Origin of the sequence: Ureibacillus acetophenoni (genome assembly GCF_900220965.1) — a bacterium.
Lineage (GTDB): Bacteria > Bacillota > Bacilli > Bacillales_A > Planococcaceae > Ureibacillus > Ureibacillus acetophenoni.
The window spans coordinates 305,392-327,733 of sequence record NZ_OBQC01000002.1; the positions used below are offsets into that span (position 1 = coordinate 305,392).

The window sequence follows — 22,342 nt, forward strand, 5'->3', positions numbered from 1 at the left end:
TCCCCCTTACTTCACTGTTAATAATAGTTGTAAAGCTTGTTTCATATAGCTTTCAGTCGTTGTTAATGAATCATTCTCTTCAAGTTGAGGCTTAATTTTATTTAGCTCTTTATCTGAATAACCAAGGGCACCTAAAGCTAAAATTGCTTCTTCTAAATGTTGTTGATTCGGATTCACTCCGAATAATGGTAATTCATCTTCTTTACTTGGTATAACTAAGTTAGGATCATTCATAAGACTTCCTAGTTTTCCTTTTAAGTCAAGAATCATTTGACGGGCTGTTTTCTTTCCCACCCCAGGAAATTTAACTAAGAAAGCTTCATCTTCACTTTCAATCGCTGAGATTACCTGTGATGGGTTACCACTTGCTAAAATAGCGAGTGCTCCTTTAGGTCCTATCCCCGATACCTGCAATAGTTTTCTAAATAGTTCACGTTGTTCAATTGTTTTAAACCCAAATAACTGTTGAACATCTTCACGCACATGCATATGTATATAAACTTGCTGATTAGCTTCCACGATTTGAAAAGCGAAAGGATTCGGCGTGTAGATACACCACCCGATTTGATTTTGTTCCAGAACAATATATTCATGACTAACACGTTTTACTTGACCAATAATATAATCATACATTGCTATCCCTCACATTCACATCTATCAATTATAGCATATTGGAACTAGAATACTAATCGTAACATGACACATATATAAAAGACCGTCTTAAACAAGACGGCCTCATTTTTTCGATTTATATTTAACAATAGAACAATAATTCTTTACCTAATTCTTTCACTTTTTGCAATTAACAAAGGCCAATGCCTTAATGCATTTTCTGTAAATGGCATTATATAGTCTAAGAAGGCTTCCTTTTCAATATCACCAAGTTGTAAAATATACAACCATTCCCGTAATAGCTCATTCGGATATTGGAGATAGTGCAGTTTACGAAGACATGTATCCTTCAAATATTGATTTTCATTTAATAATTTTTGCAGATCATAGTTAACTGTTGGAAGCGCTCGGTGTAACCATAATATTAATTCATCAGCTGGATCTCCAACGACTGATAAATCAAAATCAATAATTTTCATACCATCTCTAGTAATTAAGAAATTATGATGAACAACATCACCGTGCAATAACGTAAGATTTGAAGGATTTTTTTCGGTTTTCTTCCGCATTTTCCTCAATGTTCTTTCTGCATAATGCGTAATATCATAATATGACTGTTGTAAATACGGAACGAGTTCTTTTTCATGAGATAAAAATCTTTCAAGTCTTGCTGACCACTTATTAAATAAATTTTGTCTCGGAATAATGACATTACTTTGCCAGTCAATGAAATTATTTGTTTCATGTAACGCTTTTAAAATATTTACAGCTTGTTTTCGATTACGTGCATCTGAGAAGTCTGAACTATAGCTTCTATGTTGCCAACTTTGAACGAGTAGATTCGGTTCGTTCGTTTTTTTTAAGGGAATCACATATGGAAACCTAATCGCTTCTAATTGTTCATGGATGAATCTTACTTTTTCAGCGACTAGTTCATTTTCGTATTTTTTTATAAATAATGTTTCATTTGGTGTTTCACGCTTCCATATATTATTTTTTATTTGCATTTTAATAAGTCCAAGGTTTGTAATTTGAAGAATGATGTCCCGGTTGTGGATAATATGGTTGCGATGGGTAGTTCATATGTTGTGGCATCATATGTGGTTGCTGCATCATCGGGTATGACATTGGTTGATGCATATAGTAATCTGGCATATTGTACTGTTCTGACATATGTTGCGGCATTTCATAGTGTTCTGGCATTGGTTGGTATGGCATTTGATAATGTTCTGGCATTGCATGTTCTAGCATTGAATAATCTGGCATGTATGGCTGTTGTTGCATGAAATGACTTGAAGGATAATTCATATCATGATGACCATAAACATGTTCAGATGGTCTATAATCATCTTCAATTTTTCTCATTTGATGATAGTAATCAGCTACCTTTGAATCTTTATCATCATACATGCGATCATCGGTCATATCATCCTTAGATTGTTCATGACGTGCACCTAGAACACCTGGATATGAGGAAGAGTCAACTACCCAATCAGGTAAAGTAGAGTCTTTTCCATCATCGTCCATTCCATAATCATCCATCCCATAATCATCATCCATTATCGGTGCAATATCATAGTTTGGTTCAAAATAAGGATATGGCATTTGATTGTACGGTGTAGCTTTATTGCAGCCACAAGGCATAGGCATTTGGGTCATATGCATTGGCATTTGCTCCATATGCATCGGCATTTGCTCCATATGCATTGGCATTTGTTCCATATGCATTGGCATTTGTTCCATATGCATTGGCATTTGTTCCATATGCATTGGCATTTGTTCCATATACATTGGCATAGTTTGATTACCACCACAGCCACATGGTCGATGTTTTTTATGGCATCGATGTTTTTTATGTTGACATGGGCATGGTTGTGGTTGTGGAACATACTTCATATGTTCTATTACATGTGGTACATAGACTAAATATGGTTGGGGAACAGGAACATATTCAGTTTTCGTCACTTCTTTTTCCTCAACTCGAATTTCAGGTTTTGGAACTTCAATCATAATAGGTTGTGGCATTGGCATCGGCATAGGTATTGGTTGTGGCTGAGGTTGTGGCTGTGTCATAATAACTTTTTGAGACTGTGGCATTGGCATCGGTTGTGGTTGTGGTTGTGTAAAGTGCATTTGTGGTGCAAAATGAAATTCAGGCATAAATTCTGGTTTAATTTGTGGCATTGGCACAGGCTGTGGTGCTGGAGTTGGCATTACATATTCTGGTAATGGCTCCGTCATTTTCTCTTTCGATGGTCTTGTTTCCCTTACTGGTTGCGGTGGTAATTCCGGCATTGGCATAGTCATTTCTTCTTTGGATGGCTTTACATTTTGGACAGGTTGTGTCGGCCTTTCCGTAGTTGGCCCAATTGGCGCAGTTAGAGTTTCTTTATTACTAGTTGTTCTAGTTGTGGCAGTATTACTTGTATTGGAAGCATGATCAGGCAATATTATCTCCATTCCCGGAACAACATAATCAGGGTTAGCTAAATGCCCATTAAGACGCTTTAATTCATCAAAACTTATACCATACTGTTTAGCGATTTTCCATAGTGTATCGCCCTTTTGTACAACATGAGTTCGCACAAAACATCCTCCTTTTCTCGTTTTATAATATGTTAATCAAATGAAAAGGACACAAAAATATAAGAATGATTTCATTCCTCGTGATAAACTATGTAAAAGACAGTATTTTTAATACAGAAAAAAATTGGTAAGGGGAGGATTTGCATGAAAAAAATGTTAGGAGATGAAAGAAGAAACGAACTTCTCACACTTCTTAAAAACGCTCAAGCTCCAATTACAGGTACTGAGTTAGCAAAACATGCAAATGTTTCGAGACAAGTTATTGTCAATGATATGAATTTATTAAAAGCTCGTAATGAACCAATAATTGCAACTAGTCAAGGGTATTTGTATTTACACACTGATGAAACAACTCAAACATATGAACGTAAAATTGTATGTGTACATACTGCCGAACAAGCAGAAGATGAAATGCTAACAATTGTTGACTGTGGTGTTACGATTAAAAGTGTGATTGTAGACCATCCTGTTTACGGCGAAATTACAGCATCAATGATGATTTCCAATCGATTAGATGTTCAAAAATTTCTTGAGCAAGTAGAAGATACAGGGGCGAATTATCTTTCTGTATTAACAAACGGAACACATCTTCACGTATTAAGTGCACCATCAATTCAACAGTTGGATCGTGCAGAACAATTACTTCGATCAAAGGGGTATTTAATAGAAAGTTAAAAAAGATACGAATTGCCCAAATGGCAATTCGTATCTTTTTTAGTTTAAAGTCCAATATCCAATTCAATCACACTTCTGGGGTATTATATGTATAGTATGTACCGAGTGATTTTACCGTAACACCAATTGATTTTAATTCTTCAAAAGCTCCACGCATCATTACATCATTTTCATCTGCTAATACGTCTGCAATGAAGAAGTAATCACCTAATCCTGTTTTTAGAGGTCTTGATTCAATTTTACTTAGATTAAGCTTTCTCCAAGCAAATACAGATAATACCTGGTGTAATGTACCTGACTCGTCGGATGGTAATGTAAGCATTAACGTTGTTTTAGGTTCACCGTTAGATTGTTCAATTGGTAAACGTGAATTTTGTTTTGCCAAAACAAAAAAGCGTGTATGGTTAAAATGGAAATCATGAATATTTTTTTCAACAATTTCCAATCCGTATTTTTCAGCTGAAGAAAAATTACCAATTGCTGCGATACATCGATCTGGATTATCTGCTACAAATTTTGCTGCAGCTGCTGTAGATGTACTTTGTCGTAATGGCACTCCACTAAATCGATAAAATAAATACTTATGACATTGAGCTAACGCATGTGAATGTGAGTAAATTTCTTCTATGTTATGCCAATTTTCAATTTGTGAATTGTTTACCATTAGATGTTGTTGAATTTTCTCTAACACTTCACCTACAACATATAAGTTCACTTCATGATATAAATAGTCAATCGTTAATGGTACTATTCCTTCTAATGCATTTTCTAAAGGAACAACAGCATATTTTACTTTCCCTTCAACTACAGCATCAATACATTCTGGAATTGTAGTCATTGGGATTAGTTGATCCTCAGGGAAAAGTGCATCTGCTGCAATATATGTAAATGTTGCTTCTGGACCTAAATATGCTATTTTTTGTTGTACTTGTTCAGACTTCACGAAAACTCCCCCGTATTCTATTATAAGAGCAGTTAAGTAATTCTATTGGGAATTATTTATAACGCACCCGAACTAATTACTTCCGCTGATTCTACAAATTCTAGTTTTTTTATTTTTCCAATTAATTCGTTTAAATCAATATCCATGCTCGTAACATCTAAAGATAGCGTTACATTCGCACGCCCTTGAATCGGGATTGTTTGATGAATTGTTAAAACATTGCAATGCGCATTCGTAATAATACCAAGTAAATTGGCAAGTGTCCCCTTTTGGTCTTGCAATTGAATACTAATTGTAAGTATACGTTCCTTAACAATAGAGTGAAACGGAAATACAGCATCTCGATACTTATAAAATGCACTTCGTGATAGATCAACTTTTTTCACTGCATCCCAAATTGATGAAACCGAACCACTTTCTAGAAGTTGTTTTGCTTCCAATGTTTTTTGCATTGCATCTGTGAGCACATCTTCTCTAACTAAATAATAACGCTGATTTGCAATGTTCTTCATAAAAGATCCCCCTAAAACCCTTTGCTAAATGAAAATGTGAGGTCAAATCAATTTCTCATTTGACCCCATTTTTACAAAAACTTTAATCTACAAACTCAAATTCAAATTCAAGTAATCGAACTGTATCTCCATCGGTTGCACCTTTTTCACGTAAAGCATCGTCAACCCCCATTGCACGAAGCTGTCTAGCAAAGCGACGAACACCGTCTTCACGGCTGAAATCAGTCATTTTAAATAATCTTTCAATTGAATAACCTGAAATTACAAATGCACCGTCATCATCACGAGTAATTTGGAAATCTTCACCTTTTTTCTCATGTTTATAAAGAACAGTAGCGTTACTTTCTTCTTCTTCAATTTCATGTAACGTAAACTCAGGTGTTACTTCTAATAAATCAGCAATTTCATATAAAACAGGTTTTAAACCTTGTCGTGATACTGCTGAAACTGGAAAGACCTTTACAGAATCTCCTACCTTTTTTAAAAATTCTTGAAGATTCTCTTCTGCCTCTGGCATATCCATTTTATTTGCAACTACAATCTGAGGACGTTCTGTTAATCGAAGATTATATTGTTTTAACTCTTCATTAATTGTTACATAGTCCTCATACGGATCTCGTCCTTCCATTCCACTCATATCGACTACATGTACAATTACACGCGTACGTTCAATATGACGAAGGAATTGCATACCTAAACCAACACCTTGATGTGCACCTTCTATTAAACCTGGCAAATCGGCCATTGCAAAACTTCGGCCATCATCTGTTTCAACCATACCTAGATTAGGGACAATTGTCGTAAAATGATAGGCTCCGATTTTAGGTTTTGCTGCAGATACAACAGAAAGGATCGTTGATTTACCAACGCTTGGAAAACCTACGAGACCAACGTCTGCAAGTACTTTTAATTCTAATATAACATTTAATTCCTGACCTGGCTCTCCTTTTTCAGCAAGCTCAGGAGCTGGATTTGCTGGTGTTGCAAATCGTGAATTTCCTCTTCCACCTCTACCGCCTCGGGCAATAATTGCTTTTTGTCCATGCTCTACTAAATCCGCAATGACAGCACCGGTTTCTTCATTAACAACAACTGTTCCAGGCGGTACTTTAATAATTAAGTCTTCTGCATTTTTTCCATGCATTCCTTTACTCATCCCGTGTTCTCCACGGTCAGCTTTAAAGTGACGTTTATATCTAAAATCCATTAACGTTCTTAATCCTTCTTCTACAAGGAATACGACGTTTGCTCCATTACCTCCATCGCCACCTGCTGGTCCTCCCATAGGTACATACTTTTCACGACGAAAGGCTACCATACCGTCTCCACCGTCGCCGCCTTTTACATAAATCTTAACGTGATCAACGAACAATTAATTTCACTCCTATTCTGATGTCAATTCATATTCCCAAGATAGATTTGTCTTTTCATATGTTTTGACTTTTATATTAGTCAATTTTGTCGGATGTGCTAATTCAGTCTCCCATTTTCCAGTGAGTTGAAATTGAAGTTTAAAGTTGTTTTGTTTTATTTGTATATCAATTAATAATTTGTGTTCAACAGATGGATCTAATCCATTGTAAATATGTTTTATTGTATTATCTAAGTATTCTACAATTTCATCATCATTTTGCAGACGATTTACATCTTTGACCGAACTATTTATTGTTAAGTGAATGGCCGGATATCGAAAATTAAATGTATATAGCCATTCCACAGTTTTAGGTAAGGGTATCATTTTTAATATCGAATAAGTTTTATAATTCTCGGAAATATTTTTAATTAGTCCTTTAGCTTCTTCAATTCGACCTAATTCTAAATTTAGATTTATAAGCTGAAGATGATTTAAAAAGTCATGATTTGCAAAACGTATTGTATCTACAACTGTAAATGTTTTGTTCTCCATAATTCTCTCCCAAAAATGCGACATGAAAACAAAAAGACATTGAATCGAACTATTTTCTAGTATACCAATTTTGTCTATTAATTTCTTGTCATTTTACTTTTTGGAAAGAATGATAATATGCAACTTCCTTTTAAATATTGATGTTCTTTGCACTAAAAAGGACTGCAATTTGCAGTCCCTTACAATTTTCATATACTTTTTTATAATAGAAAAGGACTGCATAAAGCAGTCCTTAAATAATTATGCTTCTTGAGCTACTGGGTATACACTAACTTTTTTCTTGTCACGGCCCATACGTTCAAATTTAACAACGCCGTCAACTTTAGCGAAAAGTGTGTCATCTCCACCGCGGCCTACGTTAGTACCAGGGTAAATTTTTGTACCGCGTTGACGGTAAAGAATTGAACCACCAGATACGAATTGACCATCAGCACGTTTAGCACCAAGGCGTTTAGCTTCAGAGTCACGACCGTTCTTAGTAGAACCTACCCCTTTTTTCGAAGCGAAAAATTGAAGATCTAAAGATAACAATAATTTCATTCTGTTCCACCTCCTACTTGATTGTAGTTGATACGAATATATTGCCCGTAACTTTGCACCATAGAATAAACTTGGGCAGTCATTACTTGGACAATTAACTGTAGTTTTGCATCGATTTCAGAATCTATATCAGATGGAAGTTCTACTCGTAAATAGCCTCCACCTTCATTAGCCTGTTCAATTTTAGGTTCAATATTTAATAATGCGTAGATTGCATTGACTGTGCCAAAGGCGATCGTCGATGCACCAGCACAAACTAAATCTTTACCTGTTTGGTCATACTCAGCATGACCTGAAAATTCAAATGCAGATACATGTCTATTTTCATCGTGATGTATCGTAACAGTTATCATGTCATCACTCCTAATTAAGCGTTGATTGATTCAACAACTAATTTAGTGTATGGTTGACGATGACCTTGTTTACGACGGTAGTTTTTCTTCGCTTTGTATTTGAATACAGTGATTTTTTTAGCGCGACCTTCTTTTACAACTTTCGCTGTAACAGTAGCACCTTCAACAGTTGGAGCTCCAACTTTTACTGTTTCGCCACCTACGAATAAAACTTTATCAAAAGTTACAACCTCGTCAGCTGCTACACCTAGTTTTTCAACATAGATTTCTTGTCCAGCTTCTACTTTGATTTGTTTACCACCAGTTTCGATAATTGCGTACATTTAACTGCACCTCCTCTTAGACTCAGACTCGCCTGTTATGAAAGGTGATCTAACGATACTTAAACCTTCCCAGAGCGGTTGTAGCACGGGTGCTACAAACAATAACAGTAAAATACTAACATAGTAATTTTCTTAAGTCAATCTTTTCATCACATGTTTTTCAAACGCCAAACGGTATTTTCGATATCGCCATTCTTGTACAATTTTTATAAATAAAAACAAACTTAAAACAAAAATAATAAGAGAACGAGGTAAGAAAATAAATGAAATAAGTACAGTAAAACAAATAGTCATTAATGAAAATAAAAGAAACAATTCAAAATTTCTAGACTTTCTACCAAACATTAAAATTAAAGAAAGAACAATTCTCCCGCCATCAAGTGGCCAAATAGGAACTAAATTAATACATAATAAGATTAATTGTATTTTTAAAAATGGGTCAGCAAATAATGGATCTAACAATGGTGTCATTAATATACAAACTACGGTTGCAATTGGTCCACCTAATGCAATGATTAACTGTTTTTTAGCGTCCAGCGAAGTTCCACCTGCCAGCTCAATCTCGCCACCATAGGGCATAATGACACATTTTACAACTTTAACTCTAACAATCCAAGCTGCTAATAAATGACCAATTTCATGGACAATTAAAGATATTAAAATCATTGCATAATACGCTACATCTCCATATAAGACCATTCCAAATAGTAAAGGTAAAAATAATGGATGAATGACCATTCGAGTCACGATTGTACGAACTCTCGCATCCATTTAATGGTTTCTTCTAAATTTAATCGCTTACCATTTGTTTCAATTTGAATATATAAATTACCAGGTTCTTCTTTATTTGCAATGGTCTGTCCTTTTTCAACTGATGTATACGGTAATGTTGTAAATGCATCAACAAAGCCGTAAGTAACTGTTGTATTATTTTCATAAAATACAGATATAGTTTTACCTGTATGCGTATTATGACCAGTATAAACAACTAGTCCATTTTCAATCGAAATAATTGGAAGTGGCTTTTCAAAGGTTAGTAAGTATCCTTCATCATATGGTTTTACAGCAATGAAAGATAGTAGCTCATTACTAACTGTTTCACTAGAAACTGCAATTTTCGGCTCTTCTTCCGTATTAAATACTTCCCGTAAAACATTGCGCATTGAATTCAAGTCTTCTGAACTATATACAATTTTTTTTACATTCATATTAATTTGACCGTTTTCTTGTAAATAATTTGCTACAAGAATTGATAAACAGATAATGCTAGCGCCTATCCATTTCCATTTTTTAAACACTTTATCATCCATTCCCCATTTTTCAATAGTATATGAACAATAGAAAATTAAGATTCTACGAGAAATTAAAAAGATTATGTCATAAACAGTATTGTGTCTAAATCCGTAGATATATAGAGGTTTTATAAAAATAAAAAATCCCCTAAGAGAAAAACTTAAGGGATTTTCGTCTAGTGAACTATCTAGAGAAAAGAGATTTAATTTTTGCAAATACGCCCTTATTATCTTCCTCTATAGCCATTAATGGAACTGACTCACCAAGAATTCGTCGAGCGATATTGCGATAACCTAATGAGGCTTTATTATTTGGATTCATTACGATCGGTTCTCCTTTATTTGAAGAACTGATGACATCTTCACTTTCTATAATAATACCTAATAGATCAATAGATAAATGGGTTGTAATATCATTAATATCTAGGTTATCGTCTTTATTCATTAAATTTTTTCTTATCCGATTAATAATGAGGCGTGGCGGTTCAATATCCTCTTGTTCTAACAATCCGATAATTCGATCTGCATCGCGTACAGCAGATATTTCAGGAGTTGTTACTACAATTGCTCGGTCAGCACCAGCAACTGCATTTTTATAACCTTGTTCAATTCCTGCAGGACAATCAATTAGAACATAGTCAAACTCACGCTTTAGTTCATCTATGAGACTCTTCATTTGCTCAGGATTGATAGCATTCTTATCCGTCGTTTGAGCAGCAGGTAATAAATATAGTTTTTCATCAACACGTTTGTCTCGAACGATTGCTTGATGAACTTTACAGCGGCCTTCGATTACATCTACTAAATCGTAAATAATTCGATTCTCTAGCCCTAGTACAACATCAAGATTTCGTAAACCAATATCAGTATCAACTAAACATACCTTCTTACCTTGAAGAGCCAATGCAGTTCCAAGATTCGCGGTAGTAGTGGTTTTCCCAACACCGCCTTTTCCTGAAGTAATTACAATAGCTTCACCCACATTAGCTTCCTCCCTGAATAGTATTTAATAATGGACGTAAATTTCTTGCTTCCTGTAGTCGTTCATATGCTATGACGCCCTTTTGATCAATAAAAGCAACGATTTGATCTACATGTTGACTTACAAATGGTTTTTCATTTGACATGATATCAATTTGATCGGCTATATAGACATGTGTTGGTTCAAAATGGGATGCAACGATAATTGCCTCCTTATTCCCATCAACCCCTGCATGTACTTGTCCTTTCAATTTTCCAAGAACATAAATGTTTCCACCAGCTTCAACTCGTCCGTTCGGATTGACATCCCCAATAATCACAATATCTCCGGCAGCCTTAACTATTTGACCGGAGCGAACAATTCCGATATAGGTGTCGCGCTTACTTGCGAGAAGAAGTTCATTACTCTCATTTACACTAATAACTTCGCTAAATACATTTTGCACATGCATTTTACCAGATTTCTCTACAACTTGAATTAAATCATTTTTCTGTTCTTCCGTTAAGAAACGATATCCTAAATCCAGTTGGACATCAACTCTATTATCGATACCGCCTTCAGAAACTTTGTTTTCAAGCTCGTCTATTAAATCCGCGTAGGCGCAACAGTCATCAAGTCGAAGTACCAATCCTTCTTTTGTCCCTTTAATGTGGACAAGCTGTTTTTTCATAATAAAGCGACACCTCACGCTATTGTCTAAGTATTTTCATTTGCACGTTGTAAAACCCGTGCATTGATTAAATATTTGAATACCCAACCTAACATAATTAAAAATAGTAAATTTGCTATTATTGTAGGAATTAAACGGCTTGCCATAAAAATGGAAAACGTAATAGATGTAAAATTAATAATATAAAAGAAATAGTAAAGTACGATTTCCATCAATCCTACTAATATTAAAGATATCAACGTTGTAATGATTAAATGTTGATGAATGAACTTTACTGTTGAACCAGCAATTAAACAAATTAGTGGATATAGGACACAATATAATCCAATAATATCAATGTAAAATACATCATACAAGAGTCCAAAAATAACACCATAAACTACAGCACGTTTACGACTGTAGTAAATAGATACGAATATTAAGTACAGAATTAAAAAACGAGGAACTAAATAGACAGTTTGTCCATTTAATTCAATCGGAGAAAATAACGCAAATTCTGGTTCTAATAAAAACAATAAAATGGCTATAAATGGTATTAGAAATCGAACAACCATTATTATTCACCTACATTTTCAGTTTCTTCAGATTGTTCGTTTTTCAATTGTTCGTGCTCATCGATTGAAACGACTGTTCGTTTTGCAATCATAACGTCTTGTAACATAGAAAAATCAGCAGCCGGTTTAATATAGGCCATCTTTGTTAGACCAAAATCGTCTGTTGTAATTTCTGTAATTTCCCCGATTAGAATTCCTTTAGGGAAAATTCCACCTAATCCAGATGAAATAACAAGTTCTCCTTCTTTTACCTCAAAGCTTGAATCGATTCGCTTCATTATTAATTCATTACGTTCTACATCAAATCCTTCTATTAAACCGAAAATCTCTTCATTTTCCCCTTGGATGACAGCGGAGACTCTAAAATTTGGATTGTTCGTTTGAATTAATTCCACTTCTGATGTAAGCGGAGTCACCAAACTTATTTTACCAATTAATCCTTGAGCTGTCATGACTGCCATATTAACTTTTACTCCATGAGAAGAACCTTTATCTAAAATAATTTTTTCTTCCCATTGATCTGGATTTCGAGCGATGACAGTTGCTTGAACTGGAACGTATTCTCTCAAACTATTTTCTTTTTCAACAATGTCACGCAAAGATTTATTTTCATTTTTCAACGTATTTACTTCAGATTGTAATGCTGCAAAGTCTTCTAAACGTACTTTCAAGCGTTTATTTTCTTCGTAAGTATTTAAAAGTGAATTAATATCGTTAAAAATTCCTGTTATGTAATTTGCTGGTTTAGCTACTAAACCTTGAACTAAACCAACAGTATCTTTAATGAATTGTTCGGGTAACGTTGCATTTTGACGGTCACGTAACGAGAAGCTAATCAATGCCACAATGAAAATCATGCTAACAAGTAGCAATATTAATTTCTTGTTTGAAAAATGTGGCATTGTTATTCCTCCTTATTTTTTTAATTGTTGAGAGCGAACTAAATCAATGTGATCTAACGCTTTTCCAGTACCGATTGCCACACAATCTAAAGGATTTTCCGCAATAAATACCGGCATTTTTGTTTCATCACTAATGACTTTGTCAAGATTTCGTAGTAGAGCTCCACCACCTGTTAAAACAATTCCTCTTTCCATTACGTCTGCAGACAGTTCTGGAGGTGTTTGCTCTAGTGTCTTTTTAACACCATCAATGATTGTAGCAATCGCTTCTTTTAATGATTCAGAAATTTCTTTAGATGAAATCTCAATAGTTTTCGGTAGTCCTGTAACAAGGTCTCGTCCACGAATTTCCATTTTTTCAACTTCACCATCTACTCGTGCAGTACCGATTTCAATCTTAATGTTTTCAGCAGTACGTTCACCAATAGTTAGATTATAAGCTTTACGAATGTAACTAGTAATTGATTGATCTAGCGCATCTCCACCAATTCGTACAGAGTCACTAGTTACAATACCACCTAATGAAATAACGGCAACTTCTGTCGTACCACCACCGATATCTACTACCATAGACCCAGTTGGATCCCATACTGGTAAATTTGCTCCGATTGCAGCAGCAAATGGTTCTTCAATAGTAAACGCCTCTTTTGCACCTGCTTGTCGACTAGCGTCAATTACTGCGCGCTGTTCTACTGAAGTAATACCATAAGGCACACATATCATTACATTTGGTTTTTTCCAATTAGAACCTGAATTTTTCAAAGCTTGTCTTAAATAATATTGAATCATTGCTGTAGTAATATCAAAGTCAGCAATTACGCCATCTTTCATTGGACGTATTGCAACGATAGAACCTGGTGTTCGCCCAATCATATTTTTTGCATCGTTTCCGACTGCTACAATTTCACCAGTTTTTGTATTTTTTGCGACAACTGAAGGTTCGCGTAGAACAATTCCCTTCCCTTTAATGAATACTAATGTATTAGCTGTGCCAAGGTCGATCCCGACATCTTTATTTCCTAGTCCAAACAAGTTTTGTACTCCCTTTCTCTAAGCCAAGGACATAATTGGTCCTTAAATCATACGATTTATTATAGCTGATTAATTTAAAAAATTATAGTGCGGAAACAATCCTACACATAAAAAATGTAAAAGTTTAACTAAAGTAAATAGGAATATGAAAACCATTCCTTTTACCTAACAAAAAGACAACTACTTTAAAATAATGCAAGTAGTGTTTTAATTCAACATCTTTCATTGTATTTCTATTTTGCCCATAGAACAAATAAAAAATTTATTAACTTATTACATTCATATGACTAAATTCGACTATTTACATGACGAATAAATCAAAAATAGGTTCTCACGAAATGTTTATGTAATATTGGTTAAAAATCGCAACATGGCCTAATTTACAAATTAAGCCTAAAAAACTTATTAAATATACTTCCCTAAAGCATATATCTAAGTTTGTTGACTATTAAATATTTCTACGTTAAAAAACTCGTCCCTAAGGAAATGGGACGAGTTTTTTATAATAAAAAATTACATATATCCTTTTTCTTTTAAACTTATGAATTGATGGTCACCAATTATAATATGGTCAATCAAATCAATACCAATAATATATCCGGCCTCTTGAATCCTTTTTGTAACATCAATGTCTTCTGGACTTGGAGTTGCCACTCCGCTTGGATGGTTATGTGCGCATATGATAGAAGCTGCAGATCTTTTTACCGCCTCACGGAATATTTCCCTTGGATGTACAATTGAGGAATTTAAACTGCCGATAAAAATGGTTTGTTTATGAAGAACTTGATTTTTCGTATTTAAAAATAAGGTTACAAAATGCTCCTGGTTTAAAGATGACATTTCTGGCATGAGGTAACTTGCGGCATCTTGTGGGGATCTAATCGTAAAGCGATTATTTACTTGCATTTGGGCTATTCTCCTACCAAGCTCAATGGCCGCTAAAAGTTGGACTGCTTTCGCTTCACCAATCCCCTTAATAGATACAATTTCCTCTAGTGTTGCATGTTTTAACTCATGAATCTTTTCAAAATAATTTAAAATCCGATTCGCTAATGACAAAACGGACTCATTTTTCGTACCTGTCCGTAGTAAAATAGCGATTAGTTCTTGGTTGGACAAACTTTGTGGGCCTTGACTTATAAGTCTTTCCCTAGGTCGATCATTTACGTGAACATCACGAATCATTAGCTCTGGTAATGTATTCACTACCATACTTTAATCACTCCCGAATATGTAAAATATTTAAAGTGATCAACTTTTCAAAAACCGTTGCTAATGGAAAACCGACAACGTTATTATAATCTCCTTCAATTCGATCGATAAATAAAGCACCATCAGTTTGGATACCATACCCACCGGCTTTATCAAAAGGGTCCCCAGTATCTACATACGCCTTTATTAACGCTAGGGGTAGTTTCTTAAAATAGACTTTCGTTTCTTCAACAAACGTTTCTTCTTTTCCATTCCCATCAATGATGGCTATAGCAGTCATTACAGAATGGCAATTATTAGAAAGCTTTTCTAAATGTGCAATTGCTTCTTCTGTAGTTTTTGGTTTATGGAGAAGTTGATTTTGAAAAACAACAATTGTGTCTGCACCGATAATAATTTTCCCTTTTTCCTTTTTTGCAACATCACGTGTTTTTAACAAAGCTACTTCCCGAACATAGTTTTCCATATTACTTTCCTTAATGGAAGTTTCTTCAACATTACTTGCCACAATTTCAAAAGGTACTCCAAGTTTTGATAGTAACTCTTTTCTTCTTGGAGATGCTGAGGCAAGAACAATATTGTGATTTGTAGTAAATTTCATGACCATTCCTCCTACTGCTATCATACCTCGGGAAAATTGTTTTGGAAAATTTGACTGTTTGTTAAAAAATTAAATTCAAAGTAAAAACCGCTATTTAAAATTGGATTTTCAAGCAGCTATTTAGTTCAGTATAATGCTTTAATAAGTGTGCTCGAGTTACATCTAAATCGCTTGAAAGGTTCGCCATTGCTACAGTTATCGTTTGCCAATCATCCGGTAAATTTTCAGGAATTTCCCCACCTTCAAAATAATATTTTGACCGATCTTCATTTGATAATAAAATTGGGATATTTTGAATGGATGGATTTGTACAAGCACCACCAGATAAAGTAAATTCTTTAATAAAGGATTCAGGATTTTCTGATTTAGTTAACCCTTCTTTTACTGTGGATATTTCAGACCAAATATAATAACTATTATCCACTTTAACGATGGCACTTGTGTTTAAAAAAGGATACCCGGCCATAAATTCTGTCGCTCCATTAAATGTTGAAAAGACACCGTATTGATTTGCATAAAATTTTTCAACAAATAAATCGCTAGTAGGTGTATTTGTTTCGCTTTCGGTTTCGTTTGACTGTACAGGGATTGTTTCTTCTTGGCCTTCTTGATTTGGATGTGCTGATTCTTGGACATCAACTGAATTCATAGAATTTAAAATAAACACAAAAAATACTACACCTATAATTCCAGCTATGGATCCAAATATCGCCGCTTGCATCAGTTCTTTTTGTCCGATTACTCTGTTAAATTTCATGCATATCACCTCTAGTCTACCGTACCAAACATAAACCAAAAAAGGACAAGACCGGTGTCGCCTTGTCCTAAAAAAATATCGCATTATTTTCTGAAAATCATCATTGAATGACAATAAAATTAGTAGTTTTAAAATATGAAAATGGATTTAAGTATAGAATACCCAATATTCTATTATTTTCTACATAATAGTTGTTGACGAATTTCAGCAAGGAGATAAAGCGAACCTGTCACAATCGTTTTCCCATTGCTTAAACTAGCCTTTTGTATAAAAGGTAAATAATCCTTTAACACATGTTTCTCTGTTGCATTCGACAAATTAAACATTTCTTCAGCATTCATTGCACGTGGGTTTGAAAAATCAACAAAATAAAAATGATTGCTAGTAGTTTCTAAAATTGAAAGTACACTTTTTACGTCTTTATCTGCTAACATCCCCACTACAAAAATAATCTTTTCACTAGGGAAATGTTTCTCAATTGTTCTTACTAACTGTGTTGCACTTTCAGGATTATGTGCGCCGTCAAAATATACGTTATTAATAACTTCTTCAAATCTCCCTGGTACTTTTGTGTTTGCTATTGCTTTCCTAACTTTGTCGATATCAATTGATAATTGAAAATAATCTGCAACTTCCAAAAATGAAGTAATTGCTAGTGCCATATTGGAACTTTGATGGTTTCCAAGAAGTGAGCGATGGATCTCCTCAATATGAATACTTTTTCTTTCATTGATATATCTGTCACCAGTACTAGTTAATTCAACTTGAAATTGAATACCTAAACGATACAACGGAGCATCTTTAGATACTGCTTCTTTCTCAATTACTTCAATAGCACTGTTAGGTAAGTTTCCAATAACAACAGGACGATTTTTCTTAATAATTCCCGCTTTATGTCCTGCAATACTTTCAATAGAATTACCTAGAAAACGAGTATGTTCTAATGAAATGCTAGGAATGACAGAAACTATAGGCATAATTACATTTGTACTATCTTCACGTCCGCCCATTCCTGCTTCTAATAACACTAAATCAACTTGTTTATTGTTAAAGTGGACAAATGCCGCGCATGTTAACAATTCAAAGTCTGTTAACAAACCTTCAATATTTGACTCTTTAAAAAAAGAAAATATTTCATTCATTTCTTGTTCTGTAATAGGGACACCATTAATCTGAATTTGATCATGCACATCGATTATACAAGGGGACATAAACTTACCTACTGTTAACCCGTGTGCTAAGGCAATATTTTCAATAAAGGACAAAGTCGATCCTTTCCCATTTGTTCCAGCAATATGGACAACATTTAAGTCTTTGTGAGGATTTCCTAACAACATTAGCGCATGGATAATTGAATCTAAGCCAGGCTTGATTGACGAATCACTGTGGACACCCCAGCTATCTTTATATAAATTAAGTTTCGGTATCATTAGTGAGTATCCTTCTTTCGTTCAAAAGTTGAAAAGAGATAAGATCGAACCTCAGCAATAAAATAAAGTGAACCAGTTATAACTAGAAGTTCATCTTCCTTTAGTTCATTTAGTTCTATTTCAATTAATTGTTTCCAATTCTCATTCACTGTAATTTTGTTATGTTTTGATTGGGAAGCTAAATTGTTTGCCTTCGCTCTACGCGGTAAGGCGATTTCTGTAAAGCTCATTTTATGGGCGACTTCATCCATCATTTGTATACTATTTTGATGGTCCTTATCTTGCAGTGCTGCGTAAACAAATTTATATTTTTTGTTCGGTTCGACTTCTTTTAACGTTTCAATCAACACGCTTGTCCCTTCCGAATTATGAGCTCCATCAATAATGATTTGTTTACCTATTCTTTCAAAACGCCCTTCCCATTTTGCGTTACTTAGTGCATGACGTATCGTTTCATCAGTTATTGTCGAATCATAGATAAGTGCTGCTGTTATTGCTAAAGCCGCATTATCAATTTGATGATTTCCAAGCATAGAAAGTGGAATGTCCGTAATATCTCTAGAATTTAAAGAGTAATTAAAAATTTGTGGATTTTTTCTAATTATATTTGAAACATGAATTTCTCTTCCTAAGCGATACAATTCTGAACCCATTTTTTTTGCCTGTTGATTAATTACTTGTAGAGCTTCTACATTTTTCACTCCAACTACCACTGGGACTTTTTCTTTTATTATTCCAGCTTTTTCAAGAGCAACTTTAGCATATGTGTCACCAAGTATTTCTGTATGTTCTAGGGAGATTGTCGTAATCACTGAAACTTCTGGCGTAATAACATTTGTTGAATCAATACGGCCACCAATCCCTGTCTCGATTAATGCGATATCAACTTTTTCATTAGCAAAATGTAAAAATGAGATAAGCATCATTACTTCGAAGAAAGTGGGATATTTCCCATTAAGTTTTTCTTCAATAATGGATGATAATTTATTGGCATAATAAAGAAACTGTTCATCAGTAATTTGTTGTTTATTGATTGTAACACGCTCATTTGCTCTTTCTAAATGCGGAGATATAAATGCTCCAACTTGTAATCCATGGCCCATTAATATTTCACGAGTAGCATTTAGAGAAGAGCCTTTGCCGTTTGAACCTGCAAAATGTATGAATTTAACCGAATTGTGTGGATTACCAAGCTCGTTTAAAATAATTCGAACTGCCTCTAATGGCTTGCCTTTATATTGGCTTGCCTTTAATTGAAAGATAAAGTTTGTACATTCTTCTATAGTATGGAACATTTAGTATCGCCTCTGTTTATTTATTTCTACTATGTATTTTAGTTGATGATTAACAATTCTTTATCATGTTTAATTGGAAAATAAGAAAATGCCCTAGTTTACACTAGGACATCTCTAATCATATTACATATTTTTCAGTTCTGCTAAACGTTTTTCAACTGTTTCATATTTTTCTTGATAATCAGCCAATTTTTCACGTTCTTTTGCTACTAATGCTTCAGGTGCTTTTGAAACAAATTTTTCGTTTGATAATTTTCCTGAAACTAGTTTTACTTCTTTTGCCCATTTTTCAAGCTCTTTAGATAGACGTTCAATTTCTTCCTCAAGATTAATTAATCCTGCTAATGGTAAGAACAACTCAGCACCAGTAACTACAGCAGTCATCGATTGACTCGGAGCTTCTAAATTCACTCCAATTGTTAGTGTTTCCGGATTACAGAATTTTTCTAAGTAAGCACGGTTTTCTTCTAAAATCGATTTTGTTTCTTCATCTTTTGCAGCAATAAATAATGGTACTTGCTTACTCATTGGAGTATTTACTTCTGCACGAATATTACGTACTGAGCGAATAATCTCTGTAAGTAACTTCATGTTTTCTGCATCCTGTGCAAAGTTATACTCTTCTTTAACAGTTGGCCATGCTGCTACAGTAATTGACTCTCCTTCATGTGGAAGGTGTTGCCAAATTTCTTCTGTAATGAAAGGCATCATAGGGTGTAATAAACGCATTGTATTATCTAAAACATATGCTAATACAGAGCGAGTCGTTTTCTTCGCAGCTTCATCTTCACCGTAAAGTGGAAGTTTAGCCATTTCAATATACCATGAACAGAAGTCATCCCAAATGAAGTTATAAAGTTCACGACCAACTTCTCCAAACTCATATTTGTCTGATAAAGTAGTTACTCGTTCAATTGTTTCGTTTAAACGTGTTAAGATCCATTTATCTGCAACATTTAAATTACCTGTCAAATCAATTTCTTCAAACGTTAAACCTTCCATGTTCATTAATGCGAAACGAGAAGCGTTCCAAATTTTGTTTGCAAAGTTCCAAGTAGATTCAACTTTTTCCGTTGTATAACGTAAGTCTTGACCTGGAGATGAACCAGTAGCTAAGAAATAACGAAGTGAATCGGCACCGTATTGGTCAATCACATCCATCGGGTCAACACCGTTACCAAGAGATTTACTCATTTTACGACCTTCGCCATCACGAACTAACCCATGGATTAATACATCTTTAAATGGACGTTCCCCAGTGAATTCTTTTCCTTGGAAGATCATACGGCTAACCCAGAAGAAAATAATGTCGTAACCAGTTACTAATGTATTTGTAGGGTAGTAACGTTTATATTCTTCATTTTCCGTATCTGGCCAACCCATAGTTGAAAACGGCCATAAAGCAGATGAGAACCAAGTATCAAGAACGTCTTCATCTTGTGTCCAGTTTTCGCTATCTGAAGGTGCCTCTTTACCAACGTAAATTTCACCTGTTTCGTTATGGTACCAAGCAGGAATTTGGTGTCCCCACCATAGTTGACGAGAAATACACCAGTCATGAACGTTTTCCATCCAACGGTTATATGTGTTTTCAAAACGGTTAGGAACAAAGTTAACTTTCTCGTCTTCGTGTTTTTGGATTTCTAACGCTTGCTCTGCAAGTGGTCCCATTTTTACGAACCATTGTGCAGATAAGTAAGGTTCAACAACTGCACCAGAACGTTCAGAATGTCCAACTTGATGTGTATGTGGTTCGATTTCAACAAGTACGCCTGCTTCTTGTAAATCTTTCACAATTTGTTTACGGCATTCGAAACGATCCATTCCAGCATATTTACCAGCTAAATCATTCATTGTACCATCTTCATTCATAACTAAAATACGTTCTAAATTATGACGGTTACCTACTTCAAAGTCATTCGGATCATGAGCAGGTGTCATTTTAACTACACCAGTTCCAAATTCCATATCAACATAATCATCTGCAACGATTGGGATTTCACGACCTACAATTGGAAGAATAACTGTTTTTCCAACTAAATGTCTATAACGCTCATCCTCTGGATGTACTGCTACACCAGAGTCTCCAAGCATTGTTTCCGGACGTGTAGTAGCTACTCGTAATTTACCAGAACCATCTGCTAATGGATATTCCATATGGTAAAATGCACCTTCTACCTCTTTATGGATTACCTCAATATCAGAAAGAGCAGTTTTTGCTGCTGGATCCCAGTTAATAATACGTTCACCACGATAAATTAAACCCTTTTCGTATAATTTAACGAATACTTCTTTTACTGCATCTGAAAGGCCTTTGTCTAAAGTAAAACGCTCACGAGTGTAATCTAAAGCTAAGCCTAGTTTTGACCATTGTGCACGTATATGACTAGCATATTCTTCTTTCCATTCCCAAGTTTTTTCAAGGAATTTTTCACGGCCTAAGTCATAGCGAGAAATGCCATCTGCACGTAATTTTTCTTCTACTTTTGCTTGTGTAGCAATCCCTGCGTGGTCCATACCTGGTAACCATAATGCATCATATCCTTGCATACGTTTCATACGAATTAGAATATCTTGTAATGTTGTATCCCATGCGTGACCAAGATGCAGTTTACCTGTTACGTTTGGAGGTGGAATTACAATTGAGTATGGATCTTTTCCACTTTCAGGTTGTGCTTCGAAGTATTTGCCTTTAAGCCACCATTCATAACGACCCGCTTCAATACTTTGTGGATCATATTTTGTTGGCATTGAGATGTTTTGTTCTGTCATATTGATCGACTCCTCCATAATTTTATAGAAAAATAAAAAAACCCCTATCGTCTTAAAAAGGACGAAGGAGTTTTACATTTTTTTCCGCGGTACCACCTTTATTCTAAGCCGATATCAACAAAATCATTGGCATCGTCTTAGCTCTCGAATCGATAACGGCGTTAAACCGACATTTTGCTACTACTATTTCACAAAAGTTGCTCATAGGCTACCTTCAAATGAATGTTTTGCAGAAACTTTTCAGCTACCGTTTCCTCTCTAATGCAATCATGCTCATTTTACTCTTCCTATTCATCGCATCACTTATTGAACTAAATTTTTAAACTGTTCATATTGTATAATATACCATTAACAGTTTTCAAGTGACAACAATTTATCTTCATTCAAAAAAAT

24 protein-coding genes and 2 other annotated features are annotated in these 22,342 nt (G+C 34.7%); of the genes, 1 reads left to right on the top strand and 23 read right to left on the bottom strand.

The window, feature by feature from the left end:
- Positions 1–6: 6 nt before the first annotated feature.
- The 3 genes from ruvA to CRO45_RS04255 form a co-directional block, all read right to left on the bottom strand.
- Positions 7–633 (bottom strand): Holliday junction branch migration protein RuvA, encoded by a 627-nt coding sequence (gene ruvA / locus CRO45_RS04245; protein WP_097148392.1) that lies wholly within the window; start codon positions 631–633, stop codon positions 7–9.
- A gap of 143 nt (positions 634–776) precedes the next feature.
- Positions 777–1,619, bottom strand: a complete 843-nt coding sequence (locus tag CRO45_RS04250) for an aminoglycoside phosphotransferase family protein (RefSeq protein ID WP_097148393.1) — start codon at positions 1,617–1,619, stop codon at positions 777–779.
- Between the two features lies 1 nt (position 1,620).
- Positions 1,621–3,198 carry a LysM peptidoglycan-binding domain-containing protein gene (locus CRO45_RS04255; protein ID WP_097148394.1) on the bottom strand — a complete coding sequence of 526 codons (1,578 nt, stop codon included), beginning with the start codon at positions 3,196–3,198 and terminating at the stop codon, positions 1,621–1,623.
- Between the two features lie 144 nt (positions 3,199–3,342).
- Here CRO45_RS04255 and CRO45_RS04260 point away from each other — a divergent pair, with 144 nt between their 5' ends.
- A complete protein-coding gene (locus tag CRO45_RS04260) occupies positions 3,343–3,873 on the top strand; it encodes a transcription repressor NadR (RefSeq protein WP_097148395.1) in 531 nt (176 codons plus the stop codon).
- Between the two features lie 67 nt (positions 3,874–3,940).
- Here CRO45_RS04260 and pheA read toward each other — a convergent pair whose 3' ends face one another.
- The 20 genes from pheA to CRO45_RS04360 form a co-directional block, all read right to left on the bottom strand.
- Complete coding sequence (pheA, locus tag CRO45_RS04265; protein ID WP_097148396.1) at positions 3,941–4,816, bottom strand: prephenate dehydratase; 876 nt, start codon at positions 4,814–4,816, stop codon at positions 3,941–3,943.
- Positions 4,817–4,872: 56 nt separating this feature from the next.
- Positions 4,873–5,328, bottom strand: coding sequence for an ACT domain-containing protein (locus tag CRO45_RS04270; RefSeq protein ID WP_097148397.1), 456 nt, complete (start codon positions 5,326–5,328; stop codon positions 4,873–4,875).
- Positions 5,329–5,410: 82 nt separating this feature from the next.
- The gene (obgE, locus tag CRO45_RS04275; protein WP_097148398.1) at positions 5,411–6,700 is read right to left on the bottom strand and encodes a GTPase ObgE; all 1,290 of its coding nucleotides are present in this window, start codon (positions 6,698–6,700) and stop codon (positions 5,411–5,413) included.
- A 12-nt stretch (positions 6,701–6,712) separates the two neighbouring features.
- Complete coding sequence (locus CRO45_RS04280; RefSeq protein WP_170949402.1) at positions 6,713–7,234, bottom strand: Spo0B domain-containing protein; 522 nt, start codon at positions 7,232–7,234, stop codon at positions 6,713–6,715.
- Between the two features lie 240 nt (positions 7,235–7,474).
- On the bottom strand, positions 7,475–7,765 hold the full coding sequence (gene rpmA / locus CRO45_RS04285; RefSeq protein WP_097148650.1) for a 50S ribosomal protein L27: 291 nt from the start codon (positions 7,763–7,765) through the stop codon (positions 7,475–7,477).
- Positions 7,766–7,770: 5 nt separating this feature from the next.
- Positions 7,771–8,127 (bottom strand): ribosomal-processing cysteine protease Prp, encoded by a 357-nt coding sequence (locus tag CRO45_RS04290; protein ID WP_097148400.1) that lies wholly within the window; start codon positions 8,125–8,127, stop codon positions 7,771–7,773.
- Between the two features lie 14 nt (positions 8,128–8,141).
- On the bottom strand, positions 8,142–8,450 hold the full coding sequence (gene rplU / locus CRO45_RS04295; RefSeq protein WP_097148401.1) for a 50S ribosomal protein L21: 309 nt from the start codon (positions 8,448–8,450) through the stop codon (positions 8,142–8,144).
- Positions 8,451–8,464: 14 nt separating this feature from the next.
- Positions 8,465–8,540 (bottom strand) — a sequence feature (ribosomal protein L21 leader region).
- Positions 8,541–8,582: 42 nt separating this feature from the next.
- Positions 8,583–9,221: a site-2 protease family protein gene (locus CRO45_RS20255; protein ID WP_235864517.1), complete on the bottom strand. Its 639-nt coding sequence runs from the start codon at positions 9,219–9,221 to the stop codon at positions 8,583–8,585.
- Positions 9,194–9,760: a peptidoglycan DD-metalloendopeptidase family protein gene (locus CRO45_RS04305; RefSeq protein WP_097148402.1), complete on the bottom strand. Its 567-nt coding sequence runs from the start codon at positions 9,758–9,760 to the stop codon at positions 9,194–9,196. The genes CRO45_RS20255 and CRO45_RS04305 overlap by 28 nt, the downstream gene beginning before the upstream one ends.
- Positions 9,761–9,926: 166 nt before the next feature.
- Positions 9,927–10,724: a septum site-determining protein MinD gene (gene minD, locus CRO45_RS04310; protein ID WP_097148403.1), complete on the bottom strand. Its 798-nt coding sequence runs from the start codon at positions 10,722–10,724 to the stop codon at positions 9,927–9,929.
- A 1-nt stretch (position 10,725) separates the two neighbouring features.
- Complete coding sequence (locus tag CRO45_RS04315; protein ID WP_097148404.1) at positions 10,726–11,394, bottom strand: septum site-determining protein MinC; 669 nt, start codon at positions 11,392–11,394, stop codon at positions 10,726–10,728.
- 26 nt (positions 11,395–11,420) lie between these two features.
- Positions 11,421–11,948 (bottom strand): rod shape-determining protein MreD, encoded by a 528-nt coding sequence (mreD, locus tag CRO45_RS04320; protein ID WP_097148405.1) that lies wholly within the window; start codon positions 11,946–11,948, stop codon positions 11,421–11,423.
- 2 nt (positions 11,949–11,950) lie between these two features.
- Positions 11,951–12,850, bottom strand: a complete 900-nt coding sequence (mreC, locus tag CRO45_RS04325; protein ID WP_097148406.1) for a rod shape-determining protein MreC — start codon at positions 12,848–12,850, stop codon at positions 11,951–11,953.
- 12 nt (positions 12,851–12,862) lie between these two features.
- A complete protein-coding gene (locus CRO45_RS04330; RefSeq protein WP_097148407.1) occupies positions 12,863–13,882 on the bottom strand; it encodes a rod shape-determining protein in 1,020 nt (339 codons plus the stop codon).
- A 513-nt stretch (positions 13,883–14,395) separates the two neighbouring features.
- Positions 14,396–15,094 carry a RadC family protein gene (gene radC, locus CRO45_RS04335; RefSeq protein ID WP_097148408.1) on the bottom strand — a complete coding sequence of 233 codons (699 nt, stop codon included), beginning with the start codon at positions 15,092–15,094 and terminating at the stop codon, positions 14,396–14,398.
- A 7-nt stretch (positions 15,095–15,101) separates the two neighbouring features.
- Positions 15,102–15,695 (bottom strand): Maf family protein, encoded by a 594-nt coding sequence (locus tag CRO45_RS04340; protein WP_097148409.1) that lies wholly within the window; start codon positions 15,693–15,695, stop codon positions 15,102–15,104.
- A 94-nt stretch (positions 15,696–15,789) separates the two neighbouring features.
- Positions 15,790–16,452 (bottom strand): hypothetical protein, encoded by a 663-nt coding sequence (locus CRO45_RS04345; RefSeq protein ID WP_097148410.1) that lies wholly within the window; start codon positions 16,450–16,452, stop codon positions 15,790–15,792.
- A gap of 173 nt (positions 16,453–16,625) precedes the next feature.
- Positions 16,626–17,882: a bifunctional folylpolyglutamate synthase/dihydrofolate synthase gene (locus tag CRO45_RS04350; RefSeq protein ID WP_097148411.1), complete on the bottom strand. Its 1,257-nt coding sequence runs from the start codon at positions 17,880–17,882 to the stop codon at positions 16,626–16,628.
- The gene (locus CRO45_RS04355; protein ID WP_097148412.1) at positions 17,882–19,177 is read right to left on the bottom strand and encodes a bifunctional folylpolyglutamate synthase/dihydrofolate synthase; all 1,296 of its coding nucleotides are present in this window, start codon (positions 19,175–19,177) and stop codon (positions 17,882–17,884) included. The genes CRO45_RS04350 and CRO45_RS04355 overlap by 1 nt, the downstream gene beginning before the upstream one ends.
- Positions 19,178–19,300: 123 nt before the next feature.
- On the bottom strand, positions 19,301–21,949 hold the full coding sequence (locus CRO45_RS04360; protein WP_097148413.1) for a valine--tRNA ligase: 2,649 nt from the start codon (positions 21,947–21,949) through the stop codon (positions 19,301–19,303).
- Between the two features lie 54 nt (positions 21,950–22,003).
- Positions 22,004–22,253, bottom strand: a binding site (T-box leader).
- Between the last annotated feature and the right edge of the window lie 89 nt (positions 22,254–22,342).